Origin of the sequence: Halpernia frigidisoli, assembly GCF_900113805.1 — a bacterium.
GTDB classification, from domain to species: domain Bacteria; phylum Bacteroidota; class Bacteroidia; order Flavobacteriales; family Weeksellaceae; genus Halpernia; species Halpernia frigidisoli.
Genome location: NZ_FOQT01000003.1, coordinates 69,675 through 90,378 on the forward strand (window position 1 = coordinate 69,675; position 20,704 = coordinate 90,378).

21 protein-coding genes are annotated in these 20,704 nt (G+C 32.7%); 8 read left to right on the forward strand and 13 right to left on the reverse strand.

Annotated features, from left to right (window positions below; all coding sequences use genetic code 11):
- Nucleotides 1-59: 59 nt before the first annotated feature.
- From BM238_RS08600 to BM238_RS08615, 4 genes are all read right to left on the reverse strand, one after another.
- Nucleotides 60-449 (reverse strand): hypothetical protein, encoded by a 390-nt coding sequence (locus BM238_RS08600; RefSeq protein ID WP_143093373.1) that lies wholly within the window; start codon nucleotides 447-449, stop codon nucleotides 60-62.
- Nucleotides 450-665: 216 nt separating this feature from the next.
- On the reverse strand, nucleotides 666-2,957 hold the full coding sequence (locus BM238_RS08605; RefSeq protein ID WP_090079889.1) for an NADP-dependent malic enzyme: 2,292 nt from the start codon (nucleotides 2,955-2,957) through the stop codon (nucleotides 666-668).
- 169 nt (nucleotides 2,958-3,126) lie between these two features.
- On the reverse strand, nucleotides 3,127-4,008 hold the full coding sequence (locus tag BM238_RS08610) for a BadF/BadG/BcrA/BcrD ATPase family protein (RefSeq protein ID WP_090079891.1): 882 nt from the start codon (nucleotides 4,006-4,008) through the stop codon (nucleotides 3,127-3,129).
- A 54-nt stretch (nucleotides 4,009-4,062) separates the two neighbouring features.
- The gene (locus tag BM238_RS08615) at nucleotides 4,063-4,317 is read right to left on the reverse strand and encodes a hypothetical protein (protein WP_090079893.1); all 255 of its coding nucleotides are present in this window, start codon (nucleotides 4,315-4,317) and stop codon (nucleotides 4,063-4,065) included.
- Nucleotides 4,318-4,512: 195 nt separating this feature from the next.
- Between BM238_RS08615 and BM238_RS08620 the strand changes: the two genes are divergently transcribed.
- Genes BM238_RS08620 through BM238_RS08635 form a run of 4 tightly spaced genes read left to right on the forward strand, consistent with a single transcriptional unit; the run spans nucleotide 4,513 to nucleotide 8,258 of the window.
- Nucleotides 4,513-4,971: a GtrA family protein gene (locus BM238_RS08620; RefSeq protein WP_090079895.1), complete on the forward strand. Its 459-nt coding sequence runs from the start codon at nucleotides 4,513-4,515 to the stop codon at nucleotides 4,969-4,971.
- Between the two features lie 12 nt (nucleotides 4,972-4,983).
- On the forward strand, nucleotides 4,984-5,721 hold the full coding sequence (locus tag BM238_RS08625) for a lysophospholipid acyltransferase family protein (protein ID WP_090079898.1): 738 nt from the start codon (nucleotides 4,984-4,986) through the stop codon (nucleotides 5,719-5,721).
- A gap of 31 nt (nucleotides 5,722-5,752) precedes the next feature.
- Complete coding sequence (locus tag BM238_RS08630; protein WP_090079900.1) at nucleotides 5,753-7,198, forward strand: MFS transporter; 1,446 nt, start codon at nucleotides 5,753-5,755, stop codon at nucleotides 7,196-7,198.
- A complete protein-coding gene (locus tag BM238_RS08635) occupies nucleotides 7,185-8,258 on the forward strand; it encodes a DUF3810 domain-containing protein (protein ID WP_090079901.1) in 1,074 nt (357 codons plus the stop codon). Before BM238_RS08630 ends, BM238_RS08635 begins: the two co-directional genes overlap by 14 nt.
- 350 nt (nucleotides 8,259-8,608) lie before the next feature.
- Here BM238_RS08635 and BM238_RS08640 read toward each other — a convergent pair whose 3' ends face one another.
- Genes BM238_RS08640 through BM238_RS08655 form a run of 4 tightly spaced genes read right to left on the reverse strand, consistent with a single transcriptional unit; the run spans nucleotide 8,609 to nucleotide 11,434 of the window.
- Nucleotides 8,609-8,818 (reverse strand): DUF3820 family protein, encoded by a 210-nt coding sequence (locus BM238_RS08640; protein ID WP_090079903.1) that lies wholly within the window; start codon nucleotides 8,816-8,818, stop codon nucleotides 8,609-8,611.
- Between the two features lie 10 nt (nucleotides 8,819-8,828).
- Nucleotides 8,829-9,908 carry an AI-2E family transporter gene (locus BM238_RS08645; RefSeq protein WP_090079905.1) on the reverse strand — a complete coding sequence of 360 codons (1,080 nt, stop codon included), beginning with the start codon at nucleotides 9,906-9,908 and terminating at the stop codon, nucleotides 8,829-8,831.
- A gap of 20 nt (nucleotides 9,909-9,928) precedes the next feature.
- On the reverse strand, nucleotides 9,929-10,663 hold the full coding sequence (locus BM238_RS08650; RefSeq protein ID WP_090079906.1) for a hypothetical protein: 735 nt from the start codon (nucleotides 10,661-10,663) through the stop codon (nucleotides 9,929-9,931).
- Between the two features lie 33 nt (nucleotides 10,664-10,696).
- Entirely contained in the window at nucleotides 10,697-11,434 is a 738-nt protein-coding gene (locus tag BM238_RS08655; RefSeq protein WP_090079908.1) for a hypothetical protein, read from the reverse strand.
- Nucleotides 11,435-11,479: 45 nt separating this feature from the next.
- On the opposite strand from BM238_RS08655, the gene BM238_RS08660 reads away from it, so the two are divergent.
- Nucleotides 11,480-12,454: an aminodeoxychorismate synthase component I gene (locus BM238_RS08660; RefSeq protein ID WP_090079910.1), complete on the forward strand. Its 975-nt coding sequence runs from the start codon at nucleotides 11,480-11,482 to the stop codon at nucleotides 12,452-12,454.
- Nucleotides 12,438-13,058: an aminotransferase class IV gene (locus tag BM238_RS08665; protein WP_090079913.1), complete on the forward strand. Its 621-nt coding sequence runs from the start codon at nucleotides 12,438-12,440 to the stop codon at nucleotides 13,056-13,058. Before BM238_RS08660 ends, BM238_RS08665 begins: the two co-directional genes overlap by 17 nt.
- A gap of 64 nt (nucleotides 13,059-13,122) precedes the next feature.
- Here the strand turns inward: BM238_RS08665 and menD are convergent, their stop codons facing one another.
- Nucleotides 13,123-14,787 (reverse strand): 2-succinyl-5-enolpyruvyl-6-hydroxy-3-cyclohexene-1-carboxylic-acid synthase, encoded by a 1,665-nt coding sequence (gene menD, locus BM238_RS08670; RefSeq protein WP_090079915.1) that lies wholly within the window; start codon nucleotides 14,785-14,787, stop codon nucleotides 13,123-13,125.
- Between the two features lie 117 nt (nucleotides 14,788-14,904).
- Nucleotides 14,905-15,084: a hypothetical protein gene (locus BM238_RS08675; protein ID WP_090079917.1), complete on the reverse strand. Its 180-nt coding sequence runs from the start codon at nucleotides 15,082-15,084 to the stop codon at nucleotides 14,905-14,907.
- A gap of 133 nt (nucleotides 15,085-15,217) precedes the next feature.
- Between BM238_RS08675 and BM238_RS08680 the strand changes: the two genes are divergently transcribed.
- Complete coding sequence (locus tag BM238_RS08680) at nucleotides 15,218-17,329, forward strand: prolyl oligopeptidase family serine peptidase (RefSeq protein WP_090079919.1); 2,112 nt, start codon at nucleotides 15,218-15,220, stop codon at nucleotides 17,327-17,329.
- A 50-nt stretch (nucleotides 17,330-17,379) separates the two neighbouring features.
- On the opposite strand, the gene BM238_RS08685 is transcribed toward BM238_RS08680, so the two are convergent.
- Nucleotides 17,380-17,916, reverse strand: a complete 537-nt coding sequence (locus BM238_RS08685; RefSeq protein WP_090080468.1) for a pyridoxamine 5'-phosphate oxidase family protein — start codon at nucleotides 17,914-17,916, stop codon at nucleotides 17,380-17,382.
- Between the two features lie 144 nt (nucleotides 17,917-18,060).
- On the opposite strand from BM238_RS08685, the gene BM238_RS08690 reads away from it, so the two are divergent.
- Nucleotides 18,061-18,780: a class I SAM-dependent methyltransferase gene (locus tag BM238_RS08690; protein ID WP_090079921.1), complete on the forward strand. Its 720-nt coding sequence runs from the start codon at nucleotides 18,061-18,063 to the stop codon at nucleotides 18,778-18,780.
- Between the two features lie 59 nt (nucleotides 18,781-18,839).
- On the opposite strand, the gene BM238_RS08695 is transcribed toward BM238_RS08690, so the two are convergent.
- Together BM238_RS08695 and BM238_RS08700 are read right to left on the reverse strand one after the other, a co-directional pair.
- Nucleotides 18,840-19,349, reverse strand: coding sequence for a DUF4252 domain-containing protein (locus BM238_RS08695; protein WP_090079922.1), 510 nt, complete (start codon nucleotides 19,347-19,349; stop codon nucleotides 18,840-18,842).
- Nucleotides 19,350-19,361: 12 nt separating this feature from the next.
- Entirely contained in the window at nucleotides 19,362-20,675 is a 1,314-nt protein-coding gene (locus BM238_RS08700; protein ID WP_090079925.1) for a DUF4252 domain-containing protein, read from the reverse strand.
- Nucleotides 20,676-20,704: the final 29 nt, after the last annotated feature.

A 20,704-nucleotide genomic window follows, 5' to 3' on the forward strand; every position in this document is an offset into this window, starting at 1 on the left:
GGTTTTGTGATAACAGTTTAAAAATACGAGATCTCGGTTTTAAATTGTGAAAAACTTATTTATTTTGTCGCTCCACTTTCTGATACAATACTAACTTTAGCCTCATTATTGCTCGTTTTCGCAAATTCTTTAATATAAAAATTGCTAAAAGACACACAACCTCTCTTGTTAATTGTGAACGGCCCGTAATAAATCTTTATTGGAAAAAAATTCCTGTAATACATGTAAATTTCTTGCTGCGAAAAATAGAATTTTACAAATGAAATATTTTGTCCTTGATTTACAAATCCGCCATACTTAAAAGATGGTGTTCTAATATCCTCGGTAGAAATTAGGTCCGGAAGATTTACACCTTCCGGACTATGTATTTTTTTTATGTAATTTATTGCAGTTATCAGGAACAATATAAAACCAAGTCCTCCTAAAACTTTTTCATATTTTAGTTTCATTATATCTCTAACACTTAATTGAAAGAACAAGAACGACAAGGCAGTTAATGAAATTAATATATAAGGTAATAGATCAACGCCATTTATTTTTAATTTAACCATTCTATTTTTTTATCGTTTGAATTTCAATAAACGTTTTTTTGATATTGAGCATTTAATATTTAAAAATGGCAACAAATTCTACTGCGATGTCGCGGATTTGCAATCCGTGACCATTTATTTTTTTGCTGATTCTTTTTTCTGTGCATCCAAAACTGCAATGGTCGTAAGATTTACAATTTCCTCAACGCTTGATCGCATTTGCAGCACGTGAACCGGTTGATTTAATCCCATTAAAATTGGACCGATCGTTTGCGCGACTTTCATTCCGCGGATAATTTTGTAAGAAAGATTTGCGCTTTCAAGATTTGGGAAAATAAAAGTATTTGCAGGCGTTATTCCTAATTTTGAGAATGGATAATCGCTTAAATGATCACTATCCATGGCAAAATCTGGCTGAATTTCGCCATCAACGATCATTTTTGGAAATTTTTCATGTAACATTTTTACGGCTTTTGCTACTTTTTGAGAAGTTTCGGATTTTGCTGTAAAATTCTCATAAGCAAGCATTGCGATTCTTGGTTCTATGGCAAAAGATCGCACCGTGATTTCAGACATTTTTGCAATTGAAACCAGATCTTCCGCGGTCGGATTTTTATTAATTGATGTATCTGCGAAGAAATAAGGTTTCTTTTCTGACAAGATCATCATCATAGAAGCGACCTTTTCAACACCTTTTTCTTTACCAATAATTTCTAAAATTGGTTTTAAAACGGAAGAATAATTTTTAGAAAAACCTACAATCAAAGCATCGGTATCGCCATTTTTTAACATTAATGGACCAAAATAATCTCTTTGGCGAACGTAGCGTTTTGCTTTATATTCATTCACACCTTTTCTTTTGCGTAAATCCCAGATGATTTCTTTATATTTTTTGCGGTTTTCTTCCTGATCATCATCTGTTGGATCAACAATCGGAACATCCAGATCAATTCCATATTTTTCCATTTGCGCTTTGATGAATTTTTTTTCACCCAATAAAATAGGATGTGCAATGCCTTCTTCGAAGAGAATTTGTGCCGCTTTCAACACATTATATTCTTCAGCATTAGCAAGCGTGACTCTTTTCGGATTTGATCTCGCACGATTTTGCATCATTCGGATGAGTTTTTCATCACGACCCATTCTGTCTAAAAGTTGATTTTCATACTGCTCAAAATCTTCAATATTCTTTTGTGCAATTCCGCTTTCCATCGCAGCCTTTGCAACTGCCATAGAAACTTTTGTAATTAAACGGTTATCAAATGGTTTCGGGATAAAATATTCAGAACCAAAATTTAAACTTTTAAGATTATAAGTTAAAACTACCGCTTCGGGAACTGGTTCCTTAGCCAAATCTGCTATTGCGTAAACTGCAGCCAACTTCATTTCCTCGTTAATTCCTGTCGCCTGAACGTCTAATGCGCCACGGAAAATGTAAGGAAAACCTAAAACATTATTAACCTGATTAGGAAAATCACTTCTTCCGGTTGCCATCATAACATCACTTCGCGTTGCCATCGCTAAATCATAATCAATCTCCGGATCTGGATTTGCTAAGGCAAAAACGATTGGGTTTTGTGCCATTTTTTTTAGCATTTGTGGCGTAACGACATTTCCTTTAGAAAGACCAACAAAAACATCTGCGTCTTCCATCGCTTCTTCTAAAGTGGTTTTATCGGTATTTGCAACATAATCAAGTTTTTCCGCGGTAAGATTTTCGCGTTTGTGGTTGATCACACCTTTACTGTCGCACATTAAGATATTTTCTCTTTTTAGACCTAAAGCCATGTAAAGATTGGTACAAGCAATTGCTGCAGCACCGGCGCCATTGACAACCATTTTAATATCGCCGATTTTTTTGTTGGCAATTTGAAGCGAATTAATTAACGCAGCGGCTGAAATAATCGCAGTTCCATGCTGATCATCGTGCATCAACGGAATGTTGAGTTCTTCCTTTAATTTTTGTTCGATGTAAAATGCTTCTGGTGCTTTGATATCTTCCAAATTTATTCCGCCAAAAGTTGGGGCAATTCCTTTTACAATAGCAATGAATTTATCAGGATCTTTTTCATTAATTTCAATATCAAAGACATTAATATCAGCGAAAATTTTAAATAATAAACCTTTTCCTTCCATCACGGGTTTTGAGGCTTCCGGACCGATATCTCCCAAACCTAAAACAGCAGTTCCGTTGGAAATAACAGCAACTAAATTACCTTTTCCTGTGTAATCATAAACTTTTTCCGGATGATCAAAAATCTCCATACACGGAATTGCAACGCCTGGCGAATAGGCCAAAGATAAATCTCTTTGCGTAGAATGTGGTTTTGAAGGAATAACCTCAACTTTCCCTTTTGGCTCAGACTGGTGATAATCTAAGGCGGCTTGTCTGAAATTTTTTTCGTCTCTGTTTGTTTTATTACTCATAATATTTTTTATTTAACAGGGATCAACCTGTTATATTTTTATCTAATCTTTAATTTTACCAAATTACTGCAGCCCGACTTGAGTGGAGCTCCTTTTTTTTTTGCATTTGAAAAAAAAAGAGCGGGAACGGAAGGCGGAAATGTCTGCCCAAAAAATCCAGAAAAATAATTTAAGAATTGCTGGATTGGTCTTTTAATTTAGGTAAAATATATTTTATGTGGTATTCTGCTAAACTCTCAATTGGTTTTTGCACCACTTTTCCTACTTTTAAATGCATTTCTGCGGCGGCGGCACGCAAAATATCTTCGTAATAATGCGCAATGGAACCAATAAAATTGATGTCACAGTTTTTACTTTCTTCATAAGGCAAAACCTGATAATCAAGGAAATTTTTGATTTCTTCAAAAACCAAATGCTGCAAATATGGATGCTGTTTTCGCTCTAAAATAAATTTACTAAAATCTGCTAAATAGGCGTTCGCACGGGGATTGTGATACATTGAACTGATCACGTTTTCGATATTTAAATTGTAGGCTTCCTCAAATTCCCGGTTAAGATCCTCAGGAAATTTTTTCATAAAGTAATTCTTCAATAAAATTTTACCTAAAGCATTTCCGCTGCCTTCATCTCCGATCAGAAATCCCAAAGACGGCAGATCACGACGAATGGTTTTACCATCAAAAAAGCAGGAGTTTGATCCCGTTCCCAAAATACAGATAACGGCAGGTTTTCCGACATAAGCGGCATAAGCAGCGGCAGTAAGATCTTCTTTAACGGAAATTTCTGCCTTTGTAAAGATTTTTTTCAGTTCATGTTCAACCAAAAGGCAATTTTTTGCAACGCCACAACCGGAGCCATAGAAAAATAAATAGTCTATGTTTTCCGCTTCTTCATAAAGCTGATTATTTTTTTTTATTTCTGCAGGAATTAAGTGCGCATCAATAATATTCGGATTAAAACCTATAGTAACGGTTTTAAAAAGTGTTTTCCCGGAATTATCAAGAATGATCCAATCACATTTGGTAGAACCGCCATCTACAATTGCAAACATATTTTAGCAAATTTTAAGAATGCTAAAATATGAATTAATCTTTAGAATTAAATTTTATATTGGATTTTGGTCGGTTTCAGATTTGAGCCAACCGTCAATTTCTTCTTCCAAATAATTGGTTTGTGTGGTCACGGCGTTTAAGAAATCGTCTGAAACTGAGATGTCCAGTGAAGTTTCCATATCCCAAAGTTCGTCAGACATGAATTCATATTCCTTATAAACTCTCTTAAAACGAGAATTGTTCTTTTTCAGTTCATCAATTTTTTGCTTTAAAGGCGAAAATCTTTGCAGGCTTCTTTGGTTTTTCATGGCATTTGGTTTAAAAGTTTTTTATTAAAAAAATTTAATTTATCACCTGAATCCCTTGTAGCAATGCTTATGGCTGAAAAATACGGGTAACCTTTAAATTTGATAGAATAAATGTAGAAAATAAATGAATATCAATAAAAAAATTAACAACAATTTATTAATGTTTAACATTAAATTTTAAATTTGCAACTTATTATGATAAAAATATTTAACAGGCATAAGCAAATTATGCTTTTTATTTTAGCGGGCGGTTTAAGTGCTGTTGTAGAGATCGGCCTTTTTAAATGCAGCAGTGTTTATCTTCCAAAAATTCTGCCGTCGGAACTGAACTTTTACGGAATAAAATATCCTTTAAGCAACATACTTTCAACTGGTTGTGCTATTTTTTTTAATTATTTCCTAAGTATAAAATTTGTTTTTGAACAAGGGAAACATTCAAAAAAAAGAGAGTTTGCTTATTTTATGATCGTGTCTTCTTTTTCTACGGTTTTAAGTTTGACAATATTTCAACTATTTTTTCATTTTGTTTTTCTGGACAATATTTCTTTCTTAATTTTCGTTTTCAGCCCGGAAGTTCTTAGCAAGATTTTCGCTATTATTGTGGTCTCGGTTCTGAACTATTCCGTAAAGAAAAAAATTATTTTTAATGGCTAAATTTATTCTGTAATGAGCGTTTTACTTAATTATATATGGCGACTCTGGTTTGTTATTTTAGCCTTTATTGCTACACTTTTCTTCGGCATTTTCGTTTACATATTTACGATCAGTTCCAAACATTACAAATACGCCTACTTTTTTATTCGCCTTTGGTGTTTTACGACCTATTACGGAATGGGTTTTAGCTACAAATTAATTAAAGAAACAAAGCAAAAAATAGATAAAAATCAGCAGTATATTTTTATTTCTAATCACACATCGATAATGGATATCATGCTTCCCTGCATGCTGATGCCAAATCATCCCTTAGTTTATGTTGGTAAAAAAGAACTGGTGAAAATCCCAATTTTTGGCCAGATCTATAAAAGAATATGTGTCATGGTCGATCGCACCAGTGCAAAAAGCCGGGCAGAAGTTTATACCAGATGCGCTGAAAGAATGCGCGAAGGTCAAAGCATTGTGATTTTTCCGGAAGGTGGAGTGCCGGATGATACTTCTATATTATTAGGTGATTTCAAAGATGGCGCTTTTACTTTAGCCTCAAAACACCAGTTTTCTATTCTTGTTTTTACTTTTATTGGTTTAAAAGAAATGTTTCCTTTTAATAACAAGGTTGGTCATCCGGGAAAAGTGAAGGTTTATTTTAATGATATTTTAACGCCCGATGAAAAAGCAAATGTTTTAAAATCTACTTCTCAGGAAATAATTAAAAATACTTTAGAAAAAAACATTAAACCGATTATTTAATTATATTTGTTTAAATAAAACTACAAAAAACATGTCAAATTATTCTAAACAGACCAATTGGGGTCAGTTCTTAACGTTAATTACCGTATTCTTTTTTTGGGGCTTTGTGGCAGCAAGTAATGACATACTTATTCCTGTTTTCAAAAAAGCGTTTAACCTTTCACAAGGTGAAAGTCAACTGGTTTCAGTAGCCTTTTATGTGGCTTACACAGTTGGTTCTCTTATTTATATGTTTATATCTAAATCCATAAAACAAGATGTAGTTAATAGAATTGGTTACAAAAATGGACTAATATATGGGTTATTAATCTCGAGCGTTGGAGCTTTTTTATTCTACCCAGCAGCAAATTTAGGATCTTTTAATCTTATGATTACCGGACTCTTTGTGATAGGATTAGGATTTTCATTATTGCAGATTGTTGCAAATCCTTTAGCAATTGAACTTGGTCCTAAAGAAACCGGATCACAACGTTTGATAATGGCTGGAGGAATTAATAATTTTGGAACTACAATAGGACCACTTATTGTGGCATTTGCAATTTTTGGTTCTGCCGCAGCAGCCAATACAGAAGCTGATGTGAGTTCCATTAAAGTTCCTTATGTAGCACTTGGGATCATATTTATTTTAGTAGCAATTTTGATAAAATTTTCTTCATTACCAAAAGTTACACCCACAATTACAGAAAATACTGAAGACGTCGTAGTTGGCGAACATAGAGATTCTGCTTTGAAATATCCACAGCTGGTTTTAGGAATGATCGCTATTTTCGTTTACGTAGGTGTCGAAGTTTCTACAGCAAGTAATTTACCAGCTTACATGGAAAAATCTTTAGGTTTTGCAACCAAAGATATTGCTCCTTATGTCTCATTATATTGGGCTTCTTTGATGATTGGTAGATGGACAGGATCTGTTGAGGCGTTTGATATTACAGCAGGCGCTAAAAAAATCTTAAGATTCGTTGCACCTTACCTGGCTTTTGGCGTTTTTCTTTTGGTAAATGCGATCGCAAAACACGATCTTTCTCATTTTTATATTTATGGACTGGTAATTTTGGTTATGATTGCAGCTGATATTGCAAGCAAGGGAAATCCTGCAAGAATGCTTTTGATATTCTCTTCAATGGGAATTTTATCTTTAATTACAGGAATGCTAACTTCTGGTATGACTTCTGTTTACGCATTTACAAGCGTTGGTTTATTTTGTTCAACTTTATGGCCTTGTATTTTTACTTTGGCTATAAACGGTCTTGGAAAACATACTAACCAGGGTTCTGGATATTTAATAATGATGATCATGGGCGGCGGTATTATTTCCTATTTACAAGGGACGCTCGCAGATATGACCAACATTCACATGAGTTACGTAGTTGGTATTGCATGCTTTCTTTACCTTGCTTTTTACGCCGTAAGAGTTACCGGAATTTTAAAACGACAAGGGATCAATCTTGATCAATTAAAAAGTGATGGTGCACACTAACAAATATTTCAATATTTATAAAAAAAGATTTTGGGCAGGTATTTTACTTGTCCAATTTTTTTTATTTTATATTTTATCTAAAAGTGAAAATGCGATAGAATTCTTCAACCAGTTATTTGAATTAAAAAAAAATGTTCATCAGATTATTTTTAGCAAAATTCAATTTTCAGTTGGCGATGCGTTTTATATTCTAATTGTAATATTCCTGTTATTAATTATTGTGAATCTTTTTAAAAAGAAAAGACGTCCAAAAAGTGCTTTTGCACTAATAATTTTTTGTAACATTTTTTACCTTATCTACCAAATTTTCTGGGGAATGCTTTATTTCCAAAAGTCATTATCAGATAAACTTTCAAAGGAAGATGCGACAATAAATGAAGCAAAAAAACTTTCCTTTAAATATTTAAAATTATGCATCGCTGACCGGGAAAATGTGGACGAAAATAAGCAGGGCATTTTTGTAATTAAGGATCTTAAAAGTGTCAAAGAATCTATTTTAAAAGAACAGAAAAAATTACCTTCTCAATTTTCCACAAAAAAATCTACTTTAATTAATGACTTTAAACCAAGTCTTTTCAGAAATGTAATGAGTTCTACGGGAATTCTAGGTTATTACAATCCTTTTACAGCGGAAGCACAGTTTAATGAAGATCTGCCTGCAACATTTTTACCCTTTACTCTAGCCCATGAAAGTTCGCACCAACTTGGTTTTGCACGTGAAAATGAAGCTAATTTTATTGGTTATTTAACAGGAAAAAATTCCGGCAATAAGGCTTTAAAATACTCAACAGATTTATTTGTTTTAAAAAGTCTTTTGGCATTTGTTGCTGACAGTGATCCTGCTTTTATAAAATTTATGATCTCTCAATTTTCCCCAAAAATGAAAGCTGACCGACAAAATGATTTAGATTTTGTAAAAAAACACAATGGATTTTTGAATGTTGTTTTTGATGTAAGCAACAATTTATTTTTAAAATCAAATCAGCAAAAAGGTAGTATAACGTATTCGTATTTCACTGTAATGCTTATTAAATACGAGCGTTCTGCAGGACAAAAATAAAGAATCGCACCTGCGATGCGATTCTAAAACACAAATGATGAAAAAAAATTTATGCAGTATAAAAGACAATCAATTGCCTCCTAAAATGCGTGGTAAATATACGTCTAAAATGAATATCAGCAAAAAATATTGAGCTAGATTTTAAAAAAATTCTAATAAATTTTCAATAAAAAAAAATATTAAAGAAATTTAAATAATAATTCAATTATTATCTACTTATTAATATCATTTTCTATTTATCTCTACAAATATCATAAAAAAATTTTACATAAAAAAGAGTTTTTTAAATAAAATAAAAATATTCAAAAAAATTTTAATTGTTTAGAATTTGTTGCTTTTTAAACCAATAATTATCTACGTAAAGGTCTCAAAAGTTCTGTCAACCCGTTGAGTTTGATTTCATAAATAGTGGAAAGTTGCATACCGAGTTTGCCAGGCGGCATACCTTTTCGCTGAAACCATTCCAGATAAGAAATAGGCAGATCAGCTATTATGTAGCCCTTATATTTACCGAAAGGCATTTTTTGCACACAGATTTCCTGTAAAATTTCCGGATTCAATTAGTGATTTTTAGATTGAAAGATCTATTTTTTCTTCAATTTCTTTTGGTTCAGGAAGTATGATTTCGTGGTCATCTATTTTAAATTCATCACGATAAACCTGAATCAGCAAAAGTGTAATTGAAATTAAGATCGGCCCAAATATTAAACCCATGAAACCAAATAAATTAATACCCATTATAATCCCAAAAACAGTATTCAATGGGTGAATATCTTCTAATTTTTTTAAAAGTGTAAAACGCAACAGATTATCTGTGAGTCCTACCACAACCAGACAGTAAATAAGTAATCCAACACCACCACCTAAATCGCCCTGAGCAGCCATAAAAATAGAAACTGGCACAAAGATAATCGCTGCTCCGACGATAGGGATCATCGCCGTAATACACGTGAGTGCGAAAAGCAATAAAATATTAGGCGCACCAAATATATAATAGCCAATAATAGCAACCAAACCCTGACCAACGGCTACAACTGGAATTCCGATGGCATTTGCAGTTACCATTGAGCGAATTTTCCCACCTATTAACGTGATATTTGCTTTCTTTAATGGCGCTGAACTTCTTAAAAGTCTTTCAAAAAGCCTTGGCTTTTCCATCATAAAATAAAGCATAAAATAAGCGGATGCGATAACCGTAACCGTATTAAAAGTGCCACTTAAAGCCGAAGTAGAAAATTTGCCGACAGCGTCTTTTAACTTGGTCATATTTTCATTACTTAAAATATCAAATTTTGTTTTTAAATATACAAAGTCATGAATTTTATCAATAAAAACATTAAATTTTGACATGTATTCCTTCGTATTCCCCAACTTTTCAACCAGTAGATCTCCCAAGAAATAAATAGGCAAAACCAAAATTATCAGTGAAATAATAATGATGAATAATGCAGATAACCAGGGTTTCCAATTTTTTTTCTCCTGAAGATAAAGATTGTATTTTCTCGTTATCACGTATAGCGTTATCGCTCCTAAAACAGAAGGAATGAAAAGAGCTAGATTATAACCTATTAGAAGAAGTAAGATCACAATAAGTGTAAGTAAAAACACCTGCTTTATTTTCTCTTCGCTTATTGGTAAATTATGTTGCATTTTTTAGTTTATATAAATAATTATTTGGTTGAGATTGGTTTTGGTGCACCAAAATAAGCACAATATGCAGAATATTTTGCAGCGTATGAAAACATTGATGTTAATACTAATCCAACACAGCAAAGTATAACACCACTAATAGAGATTAAAAACGTTAGAATTGCTAAACCTAGAAATGTAGCATAATTATTTTTTACAGTTTCGTAAGATTTTTTTAGCGCGTCTGTAGCCGATGCATTTTCAAAGAAGACGATAGGCAGACCTAAAAAGAGAAAAGGCGCTATAAAAATAACTGGAATAACGCATAAAATCAGAGAGATAGTTGTGATCACTACTGATATCACATAATAAAGTATCAACTGCGCCGTGTTTTGCTTATAGCCGATAAAAAGATCAGAAAATGCATATTGCTCTCCAAAATTAGCTTTATTTAAAATATACATAAAACCTGCATATAAAGGAAATAAAGCCAGATTAATTAAAATTGAAATTCCGTAATTACTTCTCAGACCTTCAATATTTCTAATTTCTTCATAATTTTTAGTTCTTGCTGCTTCCCGAATAATATTGATCGCTTCAGCCTGATTAAATCCAAATAAACTGCTGACAATTGAAGAAATAACATAAACTCCCACTATGATCAAAACGCCGTACCACACTACTTTTTTGTAGTTATCAAAAGCGTGGGCAATTATTGAGTTGCTGTCTTTTTGTGGCGTTGTTGACAAATTGTCAAATTCAGTAAAATTTTCCATAGTTTTTTTTTTATAAAAGTAATTAAAAAAACTTTATACCAAAACTTCCTTTTTGATTTCATTAAAATATTTTTGATACATCGCGTAGATCACAGCGTTCCAAAAAGGAAACGTGAAGAAAATGCCCAATAAGAAAAATATTAAACCAAAATAACTAAATATAAAAGCCAGAACGCAACAGGAAAAAATCGTGAAAAAATCAATTTTGTACGCCTTCACAGTTAATCTTATGCTCTCAAAAATAGAAATATTCATAAAATACATCAGTGGTGCGGAGAAAACGGTTATTAAAATCCAGATAAAGACGAGTCCCACAGAAACATGTGCATAAAGATTTATAAATCCCCAAAAAATACCAAAACCTAAAAATTTGAAAAAGTTAAAACCCCGATATCCGGCATAAAGATCCGAAATGCTGTAAGGCAACTTTTCATCGATATTTCTGTAGATCTGAAATAATCCAATATTTAAAGGAAACATAACGGCTTTTATAACCACCATCGCAATCACAAAACTGGCAAAATCCGGCACTTTCGCCCATTCCAAAATTCCTTTTTGTGCGGCTGGAATGTCCGTTTCCGAAAGTTTCATCAACCTCATAAATTCTGGTAAAAGTCCATAATATTTAAAAAAATAAAATCCCAAAAGAAAGATAATAGAAAAATACAGCAAACTGAAAAGTATCTGGATATTTAAAGTCATCGCCCAGTAATTCACAGCTTTTCGCAGAATTTCTTCTATATTACTTTTCCAGGTTGGTTTGTTTTCCATAAAATAATTTGTGCAAAAGTACGCATCAATACTTACTTTTGCAGAATGTTTTCGAAGATAAAAGATAAATTCACAGAAATAGACGTCCTTTCCCAAAACGGAAAAGCCTTCTTCTTTTTTATTGATTTTAAAATAGAAAATATTCTGATCTATAATGAAGATGAATTACTAAAAGAAAATATTGCTGTTTATTTTCCTGATTTTAAAAATAAAAAACCGCATAAAAGTGAAAAAATATTGTCTTTAAAATCATTCCCGCCAACAAAATCAGATTATGAAGTCGGTTTTAAAAAAGTGCAGGATAATTTAAAACTTGGCAATTCTTATTTGGTGAATTATACCTGCGAAACGCCCATAGAAAGCAATTTTACGCTAAATGAATTTTTTGATCTTGCTGATGAAAAGTATAAAGTCTGCAAAGATGACGACTTTGTTTTTTTCTCTCCTGAAACTTTTATTGAAATAAAAGACGACAAAATTTTTACGCATCCAATGAAAGGCACAATTGATGCTTCCAGGGAAAATGCTGTTGGAACGCTGAAAAATGATGTCAAAGAAAAAGCCGAACATTACACGGTTGTAGATCTGTTGCGAAATGATTTGTCAATGGTTGCAGATCAGGTAAAAGTGGATGAATTTCAGCGGATCGATTTTATAAAAACAAAGCAAAAAAATCTTTATGCGATGAGTTCGGAAATTTCAGGGAATTTAAAACCGGAATTTAAAAATAAGATCGGAAGTATTTTAAAGACTTTACTTCCCGCTGGTTCAATTTTAGGTGCGCCAAAGAAGAAAACTCTGGATATAATTTTAGATGCAGAAACGCATGAAAGAAATTTTTACACTGGTGTTTGTGGTTATTTTGACGGTAAAAATTTAGATTCCTGCGTGATGATCCGGTTTATTGAAAAAAAAGATAACAAACTATATTTTAAAAGTGGCGGCGGAATTACGCACTTAAGCCTTTTAAACGACGAATATCAAGAAATGAAAAATAAAATTTATGTCCCGATTCATTGAAAGTATTAAAATAGAAGACCAGGAAATTTTTAATATCAATTTTCATCAAAAGCGTGTAAATGATACTTTTGAAAATTTTGGAAAGGAAAATCTAATTGATTTAGAGCAAATATTTAAGGATCTGGAACACGATGAAGACGGTCTTTATAAACTTAGAATTGTTTATGATTTAAATTCAAAATTTACTGTAAACATCATTCCTTACGCCTATTCTGAAATAAAAGAATTTGCATTGGTGGAAAATAATACTCTGGACTATTCCTTTAAATTTGAAGAAAGAAAAATCTTTGAAATGATGAAAATTAAATCAAGATCTGAAGAAATCATCATCGTTAAAAATAACCATATTACAGATTCTTCTTATGCCAATCTTTTATTTTTAAAAGGAAAACAATGGTTTACGCCAAATACCTGTTTATTAAATGGAACGCAAAAACAGGCGCTTTTAAAATCAAAAAAAATCAAAGAAACAGAAATTAATCTGCGGAATTTAAAGGAATTTTCACACTTCCAAATGATCAATGCGATGATTGGTTTTGAAGAAATAATCTATCCAATTGAACTTATTAATAATTTAAGTCATTTTTCAAACGACAACGAATAAGTTGAATTATTTTACTGAAATGAAGTAGATTTTCTAAATTATACTATAACTAATTTAAGAAAATCTACTTCATTTCAGTAAAATAGTCTTTTAAGATCTGTGCGTTTTCCACGTCTTTTGTAATAACTTCCAAAATTTTTGGCTGATAACTGTGTTGAAAAAAATGATCTAAAACGCGCTCAACAGTTTGTTCATCTTCCACTTTAAAATATTCAAACTTAAAATCTTCTGCCAAACGTTCGGCCGTTCTGTTGTGTTTTGTTAAAATAAATTCATCCAGAGCATTCGTAGAATCCGGCCCGGGAATAATTTTAAAAATATCACCACCGCCATTATTAAAGATAATAATTCTCACATAAGGTGGAATATATTGGTTCCACAAGCCATTAATATCATAGAAAAAACTGATATCACCAGTTATCAAAACAGTCGGATTTTCATTTTTTAGCGCAAAACCCATCGCTGTCGAAGTTGAACCATCAATTCCACTCGTGCCACGGTTGCAATAAATATGCTTTTGCTCAAAATGAAACAATTGCGCATAACGAATTGCAGAACTATTGCTAAAATGAATATTATGATTCTCCGGAATGGTCAGTGCTAGATTTTCAAATAATTTGAAATCTGAAAAGCCAATTTTTTTGCAGTATTCAACGTGTTTTGCGTCTTTTTTATCGCGTAAACTATCCCACAAATTATAATAAGCCTGCGGTTCGAGATTGATTTTATTTAAAAACTGACCAAAAAAAGTTTCGGGCTTCGTCTCAATTTTTTCCGACAAAGCAAAAAATGTATCAGGTTGCCAAAACGGATCGATATGCCAATGGCTTTTTGGTTTTGCTTTTCTCAGGAAATATTTTACTTTTTTGGAAACTACATTTTGTCCAATGGTGATTAGTAATTCCGGCGCAAAAGTTTTGATGTCTTCCTCAGAAAAATTAAAAATATAACGGTCAATATGTGAGAAAAATTTATCGTGTTTTAAATTAGAATTTACTTCGCTTAAAACGACAACACTGTGATTTTTCACCAATTGATTAAGCTGCATTTCCAGTTCTTCACTAAAATCGCGCGTTCCGACCAGAATTAAAATTCTTTTAGATAAATGCCATTCAGCGATTAAATTTGAAGGAAGCTCGTAAGATTTTTTTTGAATTGTTTTTTCAACAGGCGAAAAGACAGGCATTTCTGAAACCAGATTATAAAGTGGTTCTTCTAAAGGAATATTGATGTGGACCGGCCCTTGTTTTTCTATACAAAGTTCTACCGCTTTTTTTATAATGTTAAAATTTTCATCTTCCGCGTTTTCCTGTGAATCTTCTAAAAGTTGAAAATCACCATAAGAATGATTTTTATAAATGTCTTTTTGCCGAATTGTCTGACCGTCAAAAATGTCCACGTAATCTGCTGGTCTGTCCGCTGTTAAAATTAAAAGTGGAATATTAGAATAAAATGCTTCTGTAATCGCAGGGTAATAATTTGCCGACGCAGAACCGCTTGTACACGTGATCGCCACCGGAAGTTTAGTACTTTTTGACATTCCCAAAGCAACAAAAGCTGCGCTTCTTTCATCAACAATACTGTAAGAATTGAAATCATTAAGTTCAGAAAAATGAACTGCCAAAGGTGCATTTCTGGAACCGGGAGAAATCACAATATCTTTAATGCCGTAAGAACTTAAAATATGCCCCAATAACTGGATGCTTCTTTTGGCGGAATACTGCTTCATAAGATTAAAATAATTATACTACAAAAATAGGTATTAGAAATTGCTTCTCATAGTTTTTAAATTAAAAATCCAGCTATTAATAATAACTGGACATCTATAATTGATATGAAAATTTTATTATTTTAAGCCTAAATATTCAATTCCTTCGTCTGCAGACTGCATCTCTTGAAGTGATCTAAATTGATGGTAATAATTAGCAAGTTTTTTGTTACTCAAAAATTTCTTTAAAGCTAGAAATCCCAATACAGCAAATACGCCAAAACTTCCTGCTAATAATATGGTGGTTTCCTTTTTCATAAGTTCTTTAATTTTATTTCCAATCTGGGATACAAATAATGTTCCTTTTTAAAAGAGAAAGAATTAAATTTTTGTTAAAAGAGCGTTTATTAAATCATAATTTTTTTCTTAATTTTGGTAAAATCACTTTTTTATGAAATTTAAATCACTTTTTAGCATTTTTGCGATGACCATTGCGATTCCTGCTACTTCTCAAACTATGCAAAAAAATTTAAAATATCCCGAAACTAAAAAAATTGCGCACACCGATACTTATTTCGGCACTGCCGTTGAAGATCCTTATCGCTGGCTGGAAGACGATCAGGCGGCAGATACAAAAGACTGGGTGAAACGTGAAGCTGATTTCACGAAAGATTATTTTACCAAAATTCCTTTTCGTGAAGAAATAAGAGCACAATTAAAAGATATCTGGAATTACGAAAAAATAGGTGCACCTTTCAAAGAAGGAAATTATACTTATTTTTATAAAAATGACGGATTGCAGGCACAATCTGTTTTATATAGAACGGATAAAGCCAATAAAACAGAAGTTTTTTTGGACCCAAATAAATTTTCTACAGATGGCACAACGTCTTTAGCGGGAATTTCATTTAATAAAAAAGGAAATTTAGTCGCTTATTCAATTTCTGAAGGTGGCTCTGACTGGAATAAAATAATTATTTTAAATGCAGAAAACAAGGAAAAAATTGATGAAACCATTCAGGATGTAAAATTCTCCGGGACTGCGTGGCTCGGTGAAAAAGGATTTTTCTACAGCAGTTATGACAAGCCAAAAGGCAGCGAACTGACGGCGAAAACCGATACGCACAAAGTCTATTTTCACGAGCTTGGCACAAAACAAAGTGTTGATAAACTGATAATTGGCGGTGAAAAATTTAAAAGACGTTACATGGGAATTGCTGTTTCTGAAGATCAGCGCTTTGAATTTTTATCTGCTTCAGTTGCCACAAACGGAAATGAACTTTACGTAAAAGATCTAAAAAATAATACTGACTTCATTCCTCTTCAAACAGGTTATGACTTCAACACAAATATTATTGATACAAAAGGTGATTTTATCTACGCAATTACTGATAAAGACGCGCCGAATATGCGTTTGGTAAAATTCAACATTAATAATCCAACTGTTTGGATGGATGTTATTCCACAAAGTGAAAACGTACTTTCAGTTTCTACAGGTGGCGGTTATATTTTCGCCAATTACATGAAAGATGCATTGACGACCATTAATCAACTGGATTATGATGGTAAATTAATTCGAAAAATTTCGCTTCCAGGTAAAGGAACTGCGGGCGGCTTTAGTGGCAAAGATGATCAAAAAGAACTTTATTATTCTTTTACCAATTATATAACGCCGGGCACAACTTTTAAATTTAATGCAGATTCGGGTAAATCTGAAGTTTATCAAAAACCAAAAGTGAAATTTAATCCAGAAGATTTCGTTTCTGAGCAGGTTTTTTATACTTCGAAAGATGGTACAAAAATCCCGATGATGATCAGTTACAAAAAGGGATTAAAAATGAACGGTAAAAATCCTACCATTTTATATTCTTATGGCGGTTTTAATATTAGTTTAACTCCGGCTTTTTCTGTAGTAAATGCGATCTGGATGGAAAATGGCGGAATTTACGCAGTTCCAAATATCCGCGGCGGTGGTGAATACGGCAAAAAATGGCATGATGGCGGCATAAAAATGAATAAGAAAAATGTGTTTGAAGATTTTATTGCAGCAGGAGAATATTTACAGAAAAACAAATACACTTCCAAAGATTTTATGGCACTTTCCGGCCGATCAAATGGCGGATTATTAGTTGGCGCAACAATGACGATGCGTCCGGATCTGGCAAAAGTGGCTTTTCCCGGCGTTGGTGTTTTAGACATGCTGCGTTATAATAAATTTACAGCGGGTGCAGGCTGGAGCTACGATTACGGAACTGCAGAAGATTCAAAAGAAATGTTTGAGTATTTAAAATCTTATTCACCAGTTCAAAATGTGAAGAAAGGTGTTTGTTATCCTTCAACTTTGGTGATCACGAGCGATCATGATGACAGAGTTGTCCCGGCACATTCTTTTAAATTTGCCGCAAATCTGCAGGAAAAACAATCTTGCGCAAATCCGGTTTTGATAAGAATTGAAACAAATGCCGGACATGGCGCAGGAAAATCTACCGATCAAGTCATCGGTGAAAATTCTGACATTCTTAGTTTCGCGCTTTACGAAATGGGAATAAAAAAATTAAAATAAAAAAAATCCGGTTGAAATTTTCAACCGGATTTTTTAATATTAACAGGAAATTATGGGTTTAATTTTCCTTCAATACTATCGTCCAAAGTTTTCCCTAAAACTGCACCCAAAGCCATTTTAGCAAAAGCTACATATTTACCATGTTTGCTGTCCCAATAATAACTTTCTGAAGGCGTTACTTTTATGACTGTTATTCTTGGATCTTCTTTGCCCTCGGTAAACCAGGTTTTTAAAAGCGGATTCCACAATTCGTCAATTTTTGCCTGATCTTTACTTACTGTCGCATGACCGAAAATACTCATAAAATCCGTGTGCGGATCACCCTGAAATAAAAGTTGAACAGCATCATTATCTTTCAACTCTTCATTTTTATGACTGTCTACGGAACTTAAAAACCATAAATTTCCTTCGTCATCTACTTTTTGCACGGCCATTGGTCGTGTGGCAAATGGTTCATTAGATTTTAAATTGGTGCAAAAGAAACAACTTTCCGCGGTACTTACCAGATCTTTAATTTTTTTAACAGCTTCCTGATTATTTAAATCTTCGTGATTTTTTTCTTCTTGATTTTGATTAATTGAATCCATAATATTTATTTTGATTGTTAAAGATTTTCTATCAAATAAAACACCAAAAATTAAAAAGTAGTAAAAAACAATGGTAAATAAATTAACGAAAACTGAGATCAATATTATAAAATAGTAACAAAGTATAATTTGTATTTTTACAAAATGGAACAGGAAAAAATTTCAGATTTTTATGATAATTTCGTTCAAAAGCAGTTAAAAATTGGTGCGAACGAACGACTCATTTCTTTACTAAAAAGATTGCTAAAACTTGGTTTAAATAAAAACTCCAGGGTTTTGGAATTAGGTTGTGGTGTCGGAATTTTCACCGGACTTTTAGCCAAAAAAATTGAGAAAGGTTTTATTGAAGCGGTTGATCTTAGTGAAAAAAGCGTTGAAACTGCGAGAAATAATTTAAAAACCAAAAAGAATATTCATTTTCAAACTGCGGATGTGGTTTATTACAAACCAAAACAATCCGACTTTGATTTTATTACTTTAATGGATGTTATTGAACACATTCCTTTAACTGAACATCCAAAACTTTTTCAAAATTTAGCAGATATTTCTACGGAAAAAACTAAAATTATTATCAATATTCCCAATCCGGATTACACCGCTTTTACAAAAATTCACAATCCCGAAACGTTGCAGATCATTGATCAGGAAGTAGAAATTTTACCGATTTTACAGCATTTACAAAACACCGGCCTGGAAATGATTTTCTTTGAAAAATACAGCATTTGGCAAAAAGAAGATTACCATTTTATGATCATCAGAAAAAAACGAAAATTTGTATTAAAAACGACTGCTTCAGAAAGAAATCTTATAGCTAAAATTTTAAATAAAATAAATAAAACAGTTGATAAACTGAGATTTTCTTAGTTAAAAACTATTCAAAAAAAACCATCCTGTCGGATGGCGAAATAATTTGAATGAAAAATTTATTTATTTGTCGCGTTTATAAGATCTGTGATATCCTGTGGCGTAAATTTGCCGCGAATGTCTATGTAAACCAACTCTTTACCGGAATTCACCGTTAACAAAAGCTTTTTGATCATATCGCCGCTTTGTTGTGCTTTGATGTTGACGTTTTCACCATTGTGTTTTATCGACATCCAGTCTTCATAGTTGTTATCTGTAAGATATTTTGCATAATTACTGACAAGTTTTGTATCGCCATTTTCCACAGTCATTATTTTTACTCTACTGATTTTCCCGATCAGGTTTCTTAACTGTTTAGAATCTTCGTCTTTATCGTCCTTTAGAGCTTTTCGGATCATCGGTTTTGCCAAAAATAACGGAACATTTACGCTGGTGAACTGCGCTTCAGAATTTTTTGCCTCCGCGCCGTTGAAATAATCAATATTTGGTCTTGAAGAAACAATGCAGGATTGAAGTGCGAAAATTAAAAGTGTGAAAAAGGCTGTTTTTAAAATAAAGTTTGATTTCATAGTGTTGTTTTTTTAAAATTTTACAAGTGAACCGCCGGACATTTTGCTGATATTGCTGTCTATAGTAGGATTTCCTTTGTATCGTATTTTTCCACCGGATGAAGCGTCTGCCTTTAAGTTGCCTGACACATTTACGCTCACCGTAGAAGCAGAAGTGGCTTGTGCAAAGGCATTTTCTACATTTAAATTTTGCGCATTACAGTTGGCGGCGCTCGTTCCTTTGAAATTTGCCTTAGAAACTTTTCCTTTTATCGTGGCATTACTTCCACTTGTTCCTTCAAAATTTAAGTTTGCAGCGTTGATGTTTGCGCTGATGTTTGCCCCAGAATTAACTTCTAAATTAACAGTTTCACTGATATTAAAATCGCCGTTTAGATTTGAACCCGAAGTGCTTTCAATATTCAATTTATCTCCTTTTAAAGTATTTAAAATGGTGAGACTTGAACCGGATGTCGCAGAAATATCATTGATTTCCGGTGCAACAACATTCACAAAAATTTTGTTGAAATTAAGATTCTTCTTGCCGGTTTCTTTTACATAAATATTTAAGATTCCAGCTTTTACTTCTGTTGCAATGTATTGCATCTTATCTTCGTCGGTTTCTACGCGGATTTCCTGATCATTGCCTTGTGTGAAATTAACTTTTATCCCGGACGATACTTTTAAACCAGTGAATTTTCCTACTTTTCTTTCTTCAGAATTTCTGTTAATAACATTAGAGGAAGATGAATTTGAATTTGAGGAATTTGATGTTGTGAAATTCTGTGTTTCATTAACCAAATTATTAACGTCATCCATTGAAATTTTCCCGTCAAGCATCATTAAAACCATATTATCATTAGACGAAATGTTGAGTAAAAGATCATCTAAAATACCATCTTTTGCACCGGCGGAAAGAAATTTTATTTTATTTTCCTTACTGTTCACGCTCATTAATTCTTCGTAGTGCAAACCTTTTAAAAGAGAGGAAATGTCTTTTTGAACGCCATCATAATTTAAACCGGATTTCACACTTTTACCATCAACCATTTTGCCGGAAGGTTTTTCTATGACCAGTATTTTCAAGCCGTTTATTTTTGATAATAATGGTTTGATTTGATCTAATTCTCCGTCGCCTAAATTTAATTTGTTCAGCATACTAAACATTGGTTTGGCGATTTTAATGGAAGTAATTCCATCAGAATCCTGGTAACGATCAAAGATCTCGTCTAATTTTTCTCTCTGTGCGGAAACGTTTAAGATGGCGCAGAATAAAAAAGCAATTAAGACGAAGGCTTTTTTTGTCGTACTTAATAAATTACTGTGGGTTTGAATATTTGTTTTCATTTTATTTAAAATTTGGTAGGTTTTTATTG